We start from the raw sequence: 15,762 nt of genomic DNA on the forward strand, positions 1-15,762 counted from the left end.
TGGGCAAGGTTTGCGTCTGCGGCCCCCTCATCCGCCCTGCGGCCCCCTCATCCGCCCTGCGGGCACCTTCTCCCCGCTGGGGAGAAGGGGTGTCTGCCGCAATGCCCGGTGCAACTTCAAGCGTCTCTTGTTGCAAGCGGTGCCGCGTGTTCCCGCCTTCTACCCATTGGGGAGAAGGTGCCCGAAGGGCGGATGAGGGGGCTCCGGGTGATGCCGCCACCCACCCATCACGCCGAGCGCTGATCCGCCGGCCCCTCGGCCCGCGCCAGGTTCAGCGCACTGTTGATCAGCCCGATATGGCTGAACGCCTGCGGAAAATTCCCGAGCATGCGCTTTGACCCCGGATCATATTCCTCCGCCAGCAGCCCGACATCGTTGCAAATCGCCAGCAGCCGCTCGAACAGCTGCAGCGCATCCTCCTGCCGCCCGATCATGTAGTAGGCGTCGACGAGCCAGAAGCTGCAGGCGAGGAAGGCGCCTTCGCCGGGTGGAAGGCCGTCGTCCACTTCCTGCGTTTCGTAGCGCAGGAGCAGGCCGTCGCGCAGCAGCTTGCGCTCCACCGCCTCGACGGTCGCCACATAGCGCGGATCGTCCGGCGCGATGAAGCCGACCATGCCGAGATGCAGCAGGCTCGCATCCATCGCGCTCGAGCCGTAGGCCTGGGTGAAGCAGCCGAGTTCGGCGTTGAAGGCCTTTTCGCAGACCTCGGCGTGGATCCGGTCGGCAATCGCGCGCCAGCGGGCGGCTTCTTCTGGCTCGCCGTCCGCCTCGGCGATCTGGACGGCGCGGTCGAAGGCCACCCAGGCCATGACCTTGGAATAGGTGAAATGCTGGCGCTCGCCGCGCACTTCCCATATGCCCTCGTCAGGCTGCACCCAGACCTTTTCCAGGAAGGGCAGGATGGCGATGGCCAGTTCGCGGCCGCGGTGATGCGGCGGCAGGCCGCCCTTGCGGGCCTGCAGCAAGGCATCTGCCACCTCGCCATAGACATCGAGCTGCACCTGCTCGGCGGCGGCATTGCCGATGCGCACCGGCGCGGAGCCTTCGTAACCCTGCAGCCAGGGCACCTGCCATTCCAGCAGGTTGCGCTCGCCGGCGACACCATACATGATCTGCATCTGAGCCGGAGCACCGGCAACGGCACGCAGCAGCCAGCTGCGCCAGGCGCTCGCCTCCTCGTAGTAACCGAGCTTCATCAGGGCGAGCAGGGTCAGCGTCGCGTCGCGCAGCCAGCAATAGCGGTAATCCCAGTTGCGCGGGCCACCGATCTTTTCCGGCAGGGAGGTCGTGGCCGCGGCGACAATGCCACCCGTCGGCATGTAGGTGAGCGCCTTCAGCGTGATCAGCGAGCGCTTCACCTGCTCTGTCCACTTGCCCACCTTGGGGCATTTCGCGGCAAAGGATAACCAGAATTCCTCCGTATCCGGCAGCGCATATTCCACCTGCCGCTGGGTCGGCTGCGGCAGGTGCGAGGGGGACCAGGTCAGCGTGAAGATCTGCTGTTCGCCGGTCGCGACCTCAAAAGAGCCAACCGTGCTCAGCCCGCGGCCTTCCAGCGGCACGGCGCAATTCAGCGTCAGCCTGTCCGGGCCGGCAATAGCGGTGATGCCGCCATCCTCGCCATGCGTGACCCAGGGAACGGTGCGGCCGTAATCGAAGCGGAGATTGAGCTCCATGTCGAAGGCGACGGTGCCGCTCTTGCCCTCGACGATGCGCATCAGGTCGCTGGTGCCATCGCGCAACGGCATGAAGTCGGTGACGACAGCGGTGCCGGTCTCGGTCTGGAATTCGGTTTCGAGAATGAGCGTGTCTTCGCGGTAGCGGCGTGTGGTGGCGTATTTGCCGCCCGAAGGCGAGAGCGACCAGAAGCCATTCTCCTCCGTGCCGAGCAGAGCCGCGAAACAGGCGGGAGAGTCGAAGCGCGGAAAACACAGCCAGTCTATCGAGCCGTTTCTGGAGACGAGTGCTGCGGTCTCGCAATCGCCGATAAGCGCGTAATCCTCGATAAGTGCCGTCACCATAACCTCCTCAGCATGTCAGCCGGGGTTTAGGTAGGGCTTGTACGCGGAGGTCAACCGCGGGAACGGCGCGTCAGGTGCCTGCTGCCGTCATCTCCACCAGCCTCCGATACCGGGGGTGGTCGCGGATCGTGTCGAGGTCCGGATCGCTCGTCCACCAGTGGCGGTGCACGGAGGCGATCGGGAGGACCTTTTCCAGGAGATCGAGCGCCGCTTCCTGATCGCCCATGTTCAGATAGGCGCAGGCGATATTGTACATGGCGTTGAGATCATCGGGGTCTATGGCGAGCGTGCGGGCCGCCCATTCCCTGGCGCGGTCGCATTCGCCGAGATAGGCGAGCATCAATGCTCCAAGCTGGGCAGGGCTCGAATTCTCGGGATGCTGGCTGAGTTCGCGTTCGGCCCGCTCCAGGCCCAGCCGGCCGGCCCGCTGCATGTCGGCGCGGCGGCCAAGCTTGAGATAGATGCAGGCCAGGAGCGCGGCGGAGCGGTAGTCGTCGAACCGCAGCTGCGTGGCGCGTTCGAACAGGGTGGCGGCTCGTTCGAAATCGCCATTTTCGAAGAAGAAGCGCGCGAAGAAATAGTTTGCCTCATGCAGATCCGGATCGAGCGTGAGCGCCAGCTCGAATTCGGCGGCGGCTTCATCGCGCTGGCCGCCATATTGCAGGGCGAGGCCGCGCGAGGCATGGGCGTCGGCGAGATCGGGATCGAGTTCCAGCGCCCTGGCGCTCGTCGCGAGGATGCCCTCGATCGAGATATCGGCATATTGCCAGGAGTGGAGAACGGAATCGCAGAGCGCGATGCCGGCATAGGCGCGCGCATAATCAGGGTCGATCTCGGCCGCCTTCGAGAACATGCGCCGCGCCAGCAGCATGTAGGATCTCGAGCACATGTGCAGGAATTGCCGGCCCCGAAGGTAATAGGTGTAGGCCTTGACATCCTCCGTCGGCGTGGCGTCGATCGCCGCTTTCTCATCCGGCAGCAGCCTGACCTTCAGCTGCTCGATGATGGCGTGGGCGATCTCGTCCTGTATGGCGAAGATGTCGGTCAGTTCGCGGTCGTAGCGCTCCGCCCAGAGGTGGCTGCCATCCCGGCCGTCGACGAGCTGCCCGGTGATGCGCACGCGGGCGCCGGCCTTGCGCACGCTGCCTTCCAGCAGGAAGCCGACGCCGAGTTCGCGGGCTACCTGCTCGATCTTCACGGCCCGGCCCTTGTAGGTGAAGCTCGTGTTGCGGGCGATGACATGCAGGCCGGAGATTTTCGCGAGGTCGGTGATGATGTCTTCAGTGATGCCGTCGGAGAAATATTCCTGCTCCGGGTCGCCGCTCATGTTGCTGAAGGGCAGGACGGCGATCGAGATCCTTTTCAGCACTCGCGGCCCGGCGCGGGAAGACATTCCCTGATCGAACTTCACGCGGTAGCAGGCGATCGGCTCGGCAATGTTCTTGACCCGCTGCTCGCCCATCGGCTCGAAGATAAAGGCAAGCTTGCCGGAAACCTCACTCGAAACCTTGCCCGACACACAGATGCCGCCGGGCTCGGCAAGGGCCTGCAGGCGGGCGGCGATGTTGACGCCTTCGCCATAACGATCCTCGCCCTCGACGATGACCTCGCCGAGATTGATGCCAATCCGAATTTCCAGCTGCGTGTTTTCGGAAGCGCCGGCATTGCGCCTGATCATGCCGCGCTGCAGGGCGGCGGCGCATTCCACCGCATCGACGACGCTGCCGAATTCGGCCAACAATCCATCGCCCATCAGCTTGAAGATGCGGCCATTATGTTGGCGGATTTCCGGCTCCAGCAGCTCCTTGTGATCTGCCCTCAGCCGCTGGAACGTACCGGCCTCATCCTGCTCCATCAGCGCCGAATAGCCGGCGACATCGGCGGCGAGTATGGCTGCGAGCTTGCGTTCCATGCCGGTCCCCTCGATGAGCATGCTCTCGAGCGGGAGTGTAGCATAGGCGCGAAAGCCAGTCTGCTTCGCTGCAAAGATCGGGGCTGGGGCGGAACATGACGCAGGAGCGGCCGTCGGGTAGGGCTGCTAAAGGCAAATACCCTGCGCAATGCGCCGTCTTCCGCCTACAGCAACAGCCGCTCCAGGCTGCCCTGGTCCTTCACGCCATGCTGATAGAAATGCAGGATCTGGATCGCCAGTTCCTCGCGCTCGCCGTCCGTGGCGATATGCCGTGCCGCACAGATATGGTCATAGACGCTCTGGCAAAGAGCGACATCTTCTTCCTGCATCGGCGTCTGACTCGCCGACATTTTCTCTCTTATCATCGACATTCCCTCAAACGTCCCCCCGAACGTTCTAGGGCGCAGATTGTGTTCTTCAACAAAAAGTAGATCACGTCCTCGTGCAGCCCCGTCCGCCCTGGGGATTTCTTCAATGCCTGTTCACGATGTTACGCATGTAATAGCAACAGATCCGCGCTTGCGGTAAAGGAAGGAGAAGGGCCGCCCGGTTCAACAGGTTGGGCAACCCTTCTCCACTGGGTTTGCAGCATCCAGCGTGGAACATTGTAGGCCTGAATAATGGAACCGCAATTTCACTTTTTAAATCGCGGCGAAATTATTTCAGCTGTTGCTTAATAAATACCCGGCGGAGCTTTCCGCCGGGTATTTGTTTAATTTTTGCACAGTTAAAACGCAGACTTGGCAGGCTTTTTGACTTGTCAGACCGCCACAGCCATCTGCGCCTCATCCATCTGGGCGAGGCATCTCGCCTGATCGAGTGGCCGGCCGAGTTCCTCATAGCGGGCGGCGGCCTCGGCGAAGGCGGCGACGGCGCGGATTCTGTTGGCCTGGGCCTGGCGCTGGACGCCGCGGGCCTCCCAGAGAGCAGCCGCCCAGGGGCCGCCCTGCCACATGCCGGCAATGCGCTCGGCTTCGTTCAGGCGGCGGTCGACCTGGTCGAGATTGCCGGCCTGGGCGAGCGCGATCGCGGACGCCGTGCGCAGGCCCATGGAGCAGGGCTGGCAGGCGCCGGGGGTCAGCAGCCGGTCGCCGGTGAGGATGGCTTCGGCGACCTTTTCCTTGCTGGTGGCGGAGCGCACGGCGAGCGCCTGCAGGCGCAAGAGCAGGTGACCTGACAGCCAGGAGGCCTGCGCATCGGCAAATGCCTTCTGGATGAAGCGGGCGGCGCGCCATTTCTGGCCGCGGGCAAGCGCGATCTCGGCCAGCCGTTCCAGCACCAGCACCCGGCCTGATATGGCATTGGCTTCCACATGCAGGCGCTCGGCCTCAACAAGCAGGCGTTCGGCCTCATCGAGATTGCCGGCGCAGCGGGCGATCTCGCCGAGGATGAGGCAGGCGAGGCCGCGGCCGGCCACGGATTTCGCCTCGTCGGCGACACCGAGCAGCTCCTCGGCGCTCTCATGGATGAGGCCGTGGCCGCGGGCGTCACACAGGCAGAATTCCGCGAGGCAGAGATGGCCATCGAAGACGGCGGGCACGAAGGCGCTGCGTTTCCTTACCCATTCGGTGAATTCGCTGCGGAAAAGCTCTCGCCACTGGCCCTGCATATGGGCCGTGAGCCCGAGGATGGCGCCGGCTTCGCCGACTTCGCGGCCGAGGCCGGCATCCAGCGCGTCGGCGCGGGTCTGGTGGGCGAGATCGGCAGCCTTTGCGAATTCGCCGCTCTGCAGATGGACGAGGGCCCAGGCAAGGGCAGCGCGGATGCGCTCCACCGGGGCTGCCGGCTGCGCGCCCGATAGAGCCAGCGCCCTCTCGTAAAGCTCGATTGCCGGGCGGCTGGGGCCGACGCCGAGCTCGGCGTGCAGCTTTTCGCGCAGCTGGTCGAACTGGCGGATCGCCTCCGTGCGGTTGCCGGCATCGAGGGCTGCCTGCATGAGGGCGCATTGCGCCTCCTCGTCGGTCGGGTCGAGCGCGATCAGCCGGCGCCACAGCTTGCCAGCGCGCAGCGTCTCCACATAGAGCTGCTGCAGGCGCTGGCGGGGTGCGTCCAGCCATTCGAGGAAGCGGTCGTCCGGCAGCAGCGCGCCGCCATAGAGATCGGCCGCGGCCTCGCATTCGGCCGCATCCCTGCTGCGCAGCGCGGCCTTTGCAGCGCTCTCGAACCTGATGACATCGGTGTCGATTTCCACGTCGGGCAGGAAGGCCACGATTTCCTTCGTTATGCCGATCGCATCAGGCGCATCCAGCGCCTTGCGGGCGAAATGCAGCGCCTTGCGCAGGTTGGCGCCGGCGGCGTCCGCATCGAGATCAGGCCAGAAGGCCTCCATCGCCTGTTCGCGGTGGATGCGATGCTCGGGCGAGAGCGCCAGCAGCTTGATGATGGCGGCGGCGCGGTCTCGCTTCCAGGCGGCGGCCGGGATTTCGGCACCATCGACGCGAACCGCAAAGCGGCCGAGCAGTTCCAGAGAAATTTTCACATTATGCCCCTGTCAGATGAGGCCCGATCGCGGCCCGGAATGTCTCGAAAATGCCATGTCGAAAAAAAGCCCGTGCCGGCGTTCCCGCCCGCCGCAGCGAAAGCTGGCTCGGGGAACGCTGGAGGAACGGGCGCAAGCGTAATGTCGCCATCGTACATCCGGCGCTAGCGATGGCAACACACCCAGAGCAGCGCAAAGAGGATCAGCCCAGATTTCGCGACCCCGGCCAAGGTGCCGGCAAACCAAGAGGACCAAGACCATGTCACTGCGCATCAACGACATCGCCCCCGATTTCACCGCCGAGACCACCGACGGCATGATCAGCTTCCACGAATGGCTGGGCAAGGACTGGGGCATCCTGTTTTCCCACCCGAAGGATTTTACACCCGTCTGCACCACGGAGCTCGGCTATATGGCGCGGCTGAAGCCGGAATTCGACAAGCGCGGCGTGAAGATCATCGGCCTCTCGGTCGATCCGGTCGACAGGCATTCCGGCTGGGCGATGGATATTGCCGAGACGCAGGGGATGGCGCCGAACTTCCCGATGATCGGCGATCCCACGCTCGCCGTCTCGAAGCTCTACGACATGCTGCCGGCCGCTTCCGGCGAGACATCCGAGGGACGCACGGCTGCCGACAACCAGACGGTGCGCAATGTCTATGTCATCGGGCCGGACAAGAAGATCAAGCTCGTCATCTCCTACCCGATGACGACGGGGCGCAATTTCGACGAGATCCTGCGGGTGATCGACAGCCTGCAGCTCACTGCCAAGCATCGCCTGGCGACGCCCGTGAACTGGAAGCCGGGCGACGAGGTGATCATTGCCGGTTCCGTTTCCAATGACGAGGCGAAGCAGCTCTATCCGCAGGGCTGGAAGGAGCCGAAGCCCTATATCCGCATCGTGCCGCAGCCGATCCTGACCTGAAAGGTACTGCCTCCCGTAAGGGAATGAATAGCTTGCCCTTAGGGAAGGTCATCCGAAGAGGCGAGGGCGGGAGTGTGCATCCGTCCTCGTCCCATATTCCGCTTTTTTCCATGCGAGCGTATCATCGGCCACGGCGTCGGCCCGAAATTCGGATTCGATTTTCGGAAAGCCTGATGCGTAGATTGAAAAGACAGAGCGTCCCTTGTGCGTCCGAACGGATGCACGGCGCCCTGGAGCCGGTATCCGTTCGCTTGGCTAGATCGAGATGAGCACATCACGGAGACGACCATGATTTTCCGACAGCTTTTCGACAGTGTTTCCGGCACCTATACCTATCTCATCGCCTCCAGGCGCGGCGGCGAGGCGCTGATCATCGATCCCGTCCTGGAAAAGGTGGATCGCTACATGCAGCTCGTGCGCGAGCTGGACCTGAAGCTGGTCAAGGCGGTCGACACACACCTCCATGCCGACCACATTACCGGCCTCGGCGCGCTGCGCGACCAGACCCATTGCATCACCGTGATGGGCGAGCAGACCAAGGCCGATGTCGTCGCCATGCGCGTTGCCGAAGGCGACCGGGTGACGATCGAGGGCATGAGCCTCGACGTGCTCTATACGCCCGGCCATACTGACGATTCCTATTCCTACCTGATGGGCGACCGCATCTTCACCGGCGACACGCTGCTCATCCGCGGCACCGGCCGCACCGATTTCCAGAACGGCGACCCGCGCGCCCAATATGACTCGATCTTCAACAAGCTGCTCCGCCTGCCGGAGGAAACGCTGCTCTTCCCCGCCCACGACTACAAGGGCGACACGGTCTCCACCATCGGCGAGGAAAAACGCTTCAACCCGCGCCTGCAGGTGAAATCGATCGACGAATATGTCGAGCTGATGAACAACCTGCACCTGCCCAACCCCAAGATGATGGACGTCGCCGTGCCCGCCAACATCCGCATCGGGCTGCATCAGGAGGAGATCGCAAGGAAAGGCTGGGCGGTGAGTGCGCGGGATGCGCTGGGGCTGAGGGGGCGCAGCGATGTTGTCCTCGTTGATTTGCGCGAGCGGAGCGAACGGGAGCGGCATGGGGTGATCCCGGGCGCGCTGCATGCGCCCTATGCGGATCTGCAGGAGAACCTGTCAGAGGGTGGGATGCTGCATGAGCTGGCGGTGGCGACGGGCAAGAGGGTGGTGTTTTACTGTGCGTTCGGGGAGAGGTCGGCGATGGCTGTGCAGGCGGCGCAGGATGCGGGGATGGGGAGCGCGTGTCATATTGAGGGTGGGATTGATGCCTGGAAGAAGGCTGGGGGTGTGGTGGGGGAGTGAGGAAGGATCTGACGAAATCAGGCGACAGGCTTGCGATTGTTGAACAGGAAGCTGGTTGACTTGAAATATCTGCCTGGCGTCACGCGCGAATGTCGGGGCAATTGCGAACCAGAAACGTTGTTGCGATTTTGACTAAAAACGATTTATGCGTGTTGCAATTTTAAGACGAATTGATGACATGTTGCATGCTGAAAGCATTGCAAAGGATTCGGGAAATTGGTTGCGCAGACAAAGAAAGACACTAGGCCGAAGTATTTCTCCGATATTCAAAATGCGATATCTAACAAAAAATTAGTAATCGTTGTGGGTACGGGCGTAAGTCGAGCGCTTAGCGCGAATTCGGCCAATGTATTTTCTTGGAGCGGATTAATTCAAAATGGATTGGAATACTGCAAAACGCGGGCATGCGTTACGGATGCCCAATACGGCGCTTGGAAGACCCATCTAGATTCAAGCGACATTGATGATTTGCTAAGTGCAGCAGAGTTTGTGGGAAGAAAACTGGGCGCCCCCACAGGAAGCATGTACGCTCGTTGGCTTGAAGAGAGCTTCGGCGCGGCTGATGTTTTAAATAAAGGGTTATCTGACGCAATTTCGAGTATAGCTCAGCTAGAAATTCCTATCGCTACTTTAAATTATGATACACTTCTGGAGGAGGTTACTGGTCTTCCAACAATAAATTTCTCCGAAACCAAGAAGGTTACAGAGTGGGTTCGTCGTGAAACATCAGGGATATTGCACCTTCACGGTGTGTGGAGCGACCCTCAGAGTTGCATACTTGGAATTCGCGACTATCACACTGCCAGTCTGAGTGACGTTCGGCAATTTATTCAGAGGAATTTAAGTACCTTCGGAAGGATATTGTTTCTGGGTTGTGGAGATACTTTTTCGGATCCGAATTTTTCTGCGCTAATTTCCTGGATGCGTGCGGAAATAAGAGGGTCCTCACCGTTGCACTATGCTCTGGTGCGCGAGAGCGAGCTATCTACAAGGCACGCTGATGCCAACTGGCAAGGGTTTGTTGAACCCATAAGCTATGGCAAAGAATATAGTGATCTTCCGACATACTTGAAATCGTTACTACCTTCGCCTGAAGTCCTTGAATACATAAGTAAATCTCAACCGCCTTCGACTGAAAATCAGGTGCGCGACGATAAAGCTTTGCGCGAGTATCGATCTTTCTTGCTTCGCGATTGCGGACAAATGACGATTGAGGGAATTCGCACAGATATTGATACGGCGCAACGGAAGTTCGACCTTGAGAAACTGTTTGTACCGTTAAGTGTTACTCCTATTCCGCCGGAATTTCCTTTATCAGATAAGAAGAGAGATGTAAAACTCCGAAAATGGATGGAGGAGAACAATAAACAACTAGGGTTCGGCGAGATATTCACCAATCAACAGCGTATCGCTCTCCTTGCTCTACCTGGTGGAGGGAAAACACTTCTATTGAAGCGCCTGGCTGTAGCCTATGCAGATGAAAATAGACGAACAAACTCAAATGATTTTCTACCGGACCTCGACATTTATCCCGTTTTAATCAGATGTCGAGAATGGCGGGAGCATATCGCCCGCCCGATTCCGTTTATCCTGAAGAACATATCGAATATCACTGGCCAGTCAGGATTAGACAACTTTTATGAAGCCCTGCTTCCATTATTGAAGGCTGGAAAAGTAGTTCTGCTGGTTGATGGTTTGGACGAGATCCACAGCGACGCAGATAGAGCAACATTCGCGGAAAATCTTGAGAAATTTCTAGACGACTTCAAAAAAATTCGGCTCGTTGTAACAAGTAGAGAAGCAGGTTTTGGCCTCGTCGCGCCGACTGTGGCAAGATTCTGCGATAGATGGCGTCTTGCGCCGCTAGATGACGTAACAATCTCATCTCTCTGCGTCCATTGGCATAAGCTGATGGCCGGAGAGAGCGTCGAAGCTGCGGATGATGCTGCAGAGGTCTCAGAGCGTCTTCTACAGAATCCTGCTTTGCGAAGACTGGCGGAAAATCCACTTCTTTTGACCATGCTGTTGGTTGTGAAGCATGGCGCCGGTCGACTTCCTCCAGACCGAGTGAGCTTGTACAGCCGAGCAGTGGAAGTTCTGTTGGACACATGGAACATTAAAGGGCACGAGGCTCTAAATATTAAAGAAGCATTACCTCAGCTTTCATACGTAGCATACGAGTTAATGAGGCGTGGGAAACAAACGGCTACACAATCGGAACTGATATCACTTCTCGAGGAAGCCCGAGAAAAGGTTCCACGGATAAAGATGTATGCGAAAGATTCGCCCGTAGATTTTTTACGTCGGGTTGAACTTCGTTCGAGTTTGCTGATGGAGGCCGGCTACCAACTTGAGGGTAGTCGACCTGTACCGTTTTATCAATTTAGGCACCTGACGTTCCAGGAGTATCTGGCAGCTGAGGCTGCCGTAAATGGAAACTACCGGGAATATAGTATTGGTGACAATCTTTTAACCCCTTTAGCGTCGTGTCTAGAGCTTGAGGAATGGAAAGAGGTAATACCGATGGCGACAGTGCTTGCCCGCAGGCAGGCCGAGCCCGTTATGATAGAGCTTCTAAATAAGGCAAAGGCGCTTGCCGATGACCTCAAACATGGCGTTGATTTTGAGGGGAAGCGCGATTGGTCGAGCATGCGATTGCCTTCACCGGTGTCGCTACTACTGCAATGTCTTGCAGAAGAGGCTGAGGCATCCCCTCAAACATTGACCGATGCACTGTATATTTTGGCGGTGTTTGCTAAGGGATGTCGGAGTAATGCGAACTGGGATAGTCTTCTCAAGGGTATATACTCCGACGAATTCATTAATGTGATCTTCGAAATAAATCCGGCGGAGTGGCCGACAGAAATCTGGTTGCGCAATACGAAAGCTGTGGCACTGGCACTCTCTAAAGCAGGGGGATTTTGGCGATCGAATGACGGGATGGCGTTGATTCACTCTCAGCTCAACAGCAACAACGACAGCGAGATCGAGAGGGGGCTTCTAGCTTTAGCTGGGGTGTATTGGGGCCACTTGTATAACTTTGATATGGACGATGAGACGCTAAATATGGTCGAACAACACATATTTTCAGCCTCTCCGAGAGTATGGGAGCCAGCCATATGGGTTTTCGGGCTCGCACACTCCCATGATGAAAATGATAGGCCGTGCAACATTAAGACGTTGGACCGTTTGGCGGAAATCCTCATCGCCGACGGAACAGAGAATGAAGTAGCTTCATTTGCTTTGAGTAGATTGGCAAAGATCGATCGTGCTAATTGGTCGCCCAAGGTAGATGCCGATGGAAGGAAAAAAATTCTAGAACAAATAGATCCAACGAAGATCGCCTCCACCAACTTTTCAAGAGAACCGGGCTATTTCATCCTTGCATACCATATTCCTGATTTAATAGATGATGGTGACCTTTACTCCAGATTGAAAGGGGTCGAAAATGTGCCGTTTCCGAAATCTGTGATTGAGATCATAAGTGAGTTGGAAAACAAGCTTTTAGTCCCTCAAGATTATAGAATGTCTCCACGTCCAGCACGTACCCGGCGAAAGGTTAGGTCGAAATAGAAACTGGCAAAAGTCATGAGCTGATTTCTAAGTTGCTCATGATTATGATCACTTAGATCTAATTGATTCTGGGGTGTTTTTAGCAAGGCAGTCGTGTCTTCGCGCCGGGTTAATGCTCCCATTCCGGTCCGGCGGCAGTCTTCCATATTTCAATCGTCCACTTATGCTCTCTTTCAAGGGCGGAACTGGGAGACGATTGTTCACATTGCGTAGCTAAAGCGTGTCGCACTTATTCTGCCTCATATCCGGCTGCTCTGAAGAAATTCAGGCATTCGTCGACTGAGAAGAGGCCGACAATCTCACCGAGGGCTTTTGTCATTGCATCGAATGCTCCAGATATTATTCTCGTAAAACTTGTAGAAAATATTATGCGCCCTATGCTTTGTCTCTCTGGAGATTGAACTGAATTAGGACGACTGTACTTCTCTGTGCCGCCGCGATCACATTGGCCGGCTGCCAGACTCCGGCACCACAATCCGTTTTGGATTCACAGCGTCCTCCGCCCAGCTCGGTTAAACGCGAGTATGTGGACGCCCTGCGCGGAACCATCAAACCGGGAAATTTCGTGAAGGCCGAGATTTCGAGCGTGGTGCTGCTCGATCCTGAAAAGCAGATCTACGCCTATTGCACGCGGACGGCGGAACGTGCCTATCCGGACTGGTCCTATATCGGCCTTTCCTTGAAACAGAACGTGATCCTGGGCCTCTCAAAGAACGACTACCGCTGCCACGACAAACGGCTGCGTTACTACGATTTTCCTGAGCTGCGGAACATGAAGTTCTGACGGAACCGGGTTCAGTCACCAACGGGCAGGCGGCGCTAAGCTCTTCTTACGCGCTGCCTCGCACCGCCCAGGCCACACTCTCGAACCCGCGCGGCCCATCCTCGCTTCTCCCATCCAGATAGGCAGCCTTCAGCGCCTCCCGCAGCCGGCCCCGTCTCGCCTCCGGCAATGCCTCGAAAAAGGCTGAAAACCGTCCCTGCCCATAGACCTTCGGCAGGTAGAAATCCTCGAAATCGGCATAGTTCATCATGATCGTCAGCCTTGCCTCGGTGACATCGGCAAAACCGGCATTCGCAAAGAGCGCCCGCAACTCACCCTCCGCCGTCATCGGCCTCGGGCCGGAGGGGATGCCGTTGCCTTCGGCTTCGGGTTCGACGGCGCGGATCGTGTTCCAGAAGAGACGCCAGCTCGGCATGCCGTCATGGGACCAGACGGCAGCTGCGGCGGTGGCGCCCGGTGTCAGGACGCGGCGCATTTCGGCGATGGCCTTGTCGGCGTCGGAGACGAAATGCAGGACGAGCAGGGAATAGGCGGCGTCGAAGCTCTTGTCGTCATAGGGCAGAGCGCAGACGTCGCCCTGGCGGGCCGATATCCTCGGGTCATCCGTGCGGGCGCTGAGGGCCGTGACGAAGTTTTGCTCGAAATCCAGGGCTTCGATGGCGGTCAGTCCTGGATGGGTTGCGAGCGCCAGCGTCAGGCTGCCGGTGCCGCAGCCGGCGTCGAGGACGCGGCCGTGCGAGGGCACGCCGGCGAAGGCGAGGAAGGGGTCTGCAAGCTTGCGGCTCCAGCGGCCCATGCTGGCTTCATAGGCGTCAGCGCCCTTGGCGATGAAGGTGGATGGCATGGGGGCGCTCCCGGCAATGGTGCTTTTGCGGGGCGGATATAGGGCGGGGTGGATGCGGCGTCTATCGGAGGGCCGGGGTTTGCTCGGTTGCGCGGTGGACACACGCTCTGGGCTCCTGCCATCGCCCCATGACTTGGCCTCTGACGGCCTTCACGCCGCCGGTTTTCATGGCGGTTCCTGCGGCAGCTGAGAACAAACCCCTTGGCGATGCTTTCACGCAATGCCGACCGCTGGTTTGCCTCTTGATTAATGCTTGTTGATTATGTTCTTATAGTTGAATTATAGGTGACTCATGCAAGCCAGACGGTATCGTGTCATCACGCTGGGCATAGTACTTGCTGTCGTCGGGGCGGTCGCGCCGCTGGCGGTCATGGCCTATGCCTCATGGCAGATTGCCATCGGCAAGGAACTGTCGGGCCTTCAGCGACAGGCCGAAGACGCTGTCGAGCGGGCAAGTTTCACCTTTTCCGATGCGCGCGCCGCACTTGCCGAAGTGGATGCCGCAAATGTCACTCCCTGCTCGCCGCAGCATATCGCGCTCATGCGTGTGCTGACCATAAATACGGTGTCTGTGGAGGAGATCGGTTATTTCGAAGATGGCAAGCTTAGGTGCACGTCATGGGGCGTCACGGAAGCCGATATCGCGAAACCGCGTGTGGATTACACCACCGCTGACGGCGTGGAGGTATCTCTTCGCATTCTGCCTATTGTAAGCCGAGGCAAACATATGACGGCGCTGCACCTGGGCAATCACAATGTCCTTGTGACGCCTTCAAGGTTTGTCGATGTCGAGCTTGGCCGCGGCATATCGCTTGCGCTTTTCAACAACAGCGGGCTGCTGATCGATGGAAGCAACGATCCGGATATTTCGTTCGCCCGCCAGCATATCGACAACAAGGTCACGGGCATCGACGGAGAGAGGATGTTTGCGTCCGTATCCGGCGGTGGTGTCGTCGCTGTGACTTCGGAGCAGACAAGCATGGTCTACGGCCAGCTTCGCCGGGAGCTGACCTTGTTTCTTCCAGTCGGCCTTTTCATCGCCGCGTTCATCGTGGCTGTGGTCGTGGTGTTTTCCAGGGGAAAGCTGTCGCCGCGGGCCGAACTGGAGTTTGCGATCCATAGACGGCAGTTCATCGTGCATTATCAGCCTATCATCGAGCTGGCGACGGGTGTCTGTGTGGGCGCCGAGGCGCTGGTGCGATGGCGGCAACGGGATGGCAGCATAGTCCGCCCCGATCTCTTCATCCCGCTTGCGGAGGAAACGGGGCTGATTATGCCGATCACCGATCAGGTGGTCGAGGCGGTGGTAAAGGATATGTCGGCGGTTCTCGCCAGCGACAGGGGGCTGCACATCGCAATCAATCTCTGCGCGGCCGATATCAAATCGGGCCGCTTCATCGACATGATCGCCGAAAAGCTTCAGAACACGGATATTCACAACGAGCAGATCTGGCTGGAGGCGACAGAGAGGGGCTTCATGGACGTCGAAGCCGCCCGGACGAATCTGGAGAGGGCACGAAAAGCCGGCCACTCAGTTGCCATCGACGATTTCGGGACGGGCTATTCCAGCCTGCAATATCTCCAGGGTCTGCCTGTGGATGCGCTGAAGATCGACAAATCCTTCATCGACATGATTGGGCGGGGCACAGCGACGAGTTCCGTAACCCTGCATATTATCGAGATGGCACAGGAGCTTGGACTGTTCGCCGTTGCGGAAGGTGTCGAAACGGAAGAGCAGGCCGCCTATCTGCGCGAGCACGGCGTCTCGTTCGGCCAGGGCTGGCTTTTCTCCAAGGCGCTTGCGGCGCAGGACTTCCTGGATTTTCGCAAGACCTCGATCGCCAAATTCGGACCGGCGCCGGCGATCATTCGGCTCGTCAAGTCGATTTGATCCGGAC

10 protein-coding genes are annotated in these 15,762 nt (G+C 58.9%); 5 read left to right on the forward strand and 5 right to left on the reverse strand.

Annotated elements, in window-relative coordinates; translation table 11 throughout:
• Window positions 1-227 precede the first annotated feature (227 nt).
• The 4 genes from FHX06_RS07085 to FHX06_RS07100 all read right to left on the reverse strand — a co-directional run bounded on the left by FHX06_RS07085 (window position 228) and on the right by FHX06_RS07100 (window position 6,412).
• Window positions 228-2,018: a glycoside hydrolase family 15 protein gene (locus FHX06_RS07085; protein ID WP_183879204.1), complete on the reverse strand. Its 1,791-nt coding sequence runs from the start codon at window positions 2,016-2,018 to the stop codon at window positions 228-230.
• A 73-nt stretch (window positions 2,019-2,091) separates the two neighbouring features.
• Window positions 2,092-3,933 carry an adenylate/guanylate cyclase domain-containing protein gene (locus FHX06_RS07090; protein ID WP_246715508.1) on the reverse strand — a complete coding sequence of 614 codons (1,842 nt, stop codon included), beginning with the start codon at window positions 3,931-3,933 and terminating at the stop codon, window positions 2,092-2,094.
• A gap of 164 nt (window positions 3,934-4,097) precedes the next feature.
• Window positions 4,098-4,283 carry a hypothetical protein gene (locus FHX06_RS07095; protein WP_246715509.1) on the reverse strand — a complete coding sequence of 62 codons (186 nt, stop codon included), beginning with the start codon at window positions 4,281-4,283 and terminating at the stop codon, window positions 4,098-4,100.
• 410 nt (window positions 4,284-4,693) lie between these two features.
• Window positions 4,694-6,412 (reverse strand): BTAD domain-containing putative transcriptional regulator, encoded by a 1,719-nt coding sequence (locus tag FHX06_RS07100; RefSeq protein ID WP_183878708.1) that lies wholly within the window; start codon window positions 6,410-6,412, stop codon window positions 4,694-4,696.
• Window positions 6,413-6,671: 259 nt separating this feature from the next.
• Between FHX06_RS07100 and FHX06_RS07105 the strand changes: the two genes are divergently transcribed.
• The 4 genes from FHX06_RS07105 to FHX06_RS07120 all read left to right on the forward strand — a co-directional run bounded on the left by FHX06_RS07105 (window position 6,672) and on the right by FHX06_RS07120 (window position 13,020).
• A complete protein-coding gene (locus FHX06_RS07105; protein WP_112971999.1) occupies window positions 6,672-7,337 on the forward strand; it encodes a peroxiredoxin in 666 nt (221 codons plus the stop codon).
• A gap of 288 nt (window positions 7,338-7,625) precedes the next feature.
• Entirely contained in the window at window positions 7,626-8,663 is a 1,038-nt protein-coding gene (locus FHX06_RS07110; RefSeq protein ID WP_183878710.1) for an MBL fold metallo-hydrolase, read from the forward strand.
• Window positions 8,664-8,879: 216 nt separating this feature from the next.
• Window positions 8,880-12,236, forward strand: a complete 3,357-nt coding sequence (locus FHX06_RS07115; protein ID WP_183878712.1) for an SIR2 family protein — start codon at window positions 8,880-8,882, stop codon at window positions 12,234-12,236.
• Window positions 12,237-12,642: 406 nt separating this feature from the next.
• Window positions 12,643-13,020, forward strand: coding sequence for a hypothetical protein (locus FHX06_RS07120; RefSeq protein WP_183879206.1), 378 nt, complete (start codon window positions 12,643-12,645; stop codon window positions 13,018-13,020).
• A 46-nt stretch (window positions 13,021-13,066) separates the two neighbouring features.
• On the opposite strand, the gene FHX06_RS07125 is transcribed toward FHX06_RS07120, so the two are convergent.
• Window positions 13,067-13,864, reverse strand: coding sequence for a class I SAM-dependent methyltransferase (locus FHX06_RS07125; protein ID WP_183878714.1), 798 nt, complete (start codon window positions 13,862-13,864; stop codon window positions 13,067-13,069).
• A 292-nt stretch (window positions 13,865-14,156) separates the two neighbouring features.
• On the opposite strand from FHX06_RS07125, the gene FHX06_RS07130 reads away from it, so the two are divergent.
• Entirely contained in the window at window positions 14,157-15,755 is a 1,599-nt protein-coding gene (locus FHX06_RS07130; RefSeq protein ID WP_183878716.1) for an EAL domain-containing protein, read from the forward strand.
• Window positions 15,756-15,762: the final 7 nt, after the last annotated feature.

The sequence above is a fragment of the Rhizobium sp. BK512 genome (genome assembly GCF_014194915.1).
GTDB lineage: Bacteria > Pseudomonadota > Alphaproteobacteria > Rhizobiales > Rhizobiaceae > Rhizobium.

Bases quoted from the DNA above. Each gene is read 5' to 3' on its own strand.
- FHX06_RS07110 (WP_183878710.1), top strand. From the start codon at position 7,626: ATGATTTTCCGACAGCTTTTCGACAGTGTTTCCGGCACCTATACCTAT.
- FHX06_RS07090 (WP_246715508.1), bottom strand. From the start codon at position 3,933: ATGGAACGCAAGCTCGCAGCCATACTCGCCGCCGATGTCGCCGGCTAT.
- FHX06_RS07125 (WP_183878714.1), bottom strand. From the start codon at position 13,864: ATGCCATCCACCTTCATCGCCAAGGGCGCTGACGCCTATGAAGCCAGC.
- FHX06_RS07095 (WP_246715509.1), bottom strand. From the start codon at position 4,283: ATGTCGGCGAGTCAGACGCCGATGCAGGAAGAAGATGTCGCTCTTTGC.
- FHX06_RS07130 (WP_183878716.1), top strand. From the start codon at position 14,157: ATGCAAGCCAGACGGTATCGTGTCATCACGCTGGGCATAGTACTTGCT.
- FHX06_RS07105 (WP_112971999.1), top strand. From the start codon at position 6,672: ATGTCACTGCGCATCAACGACATCGCCCCCGATTTCACCGCCGAGACC.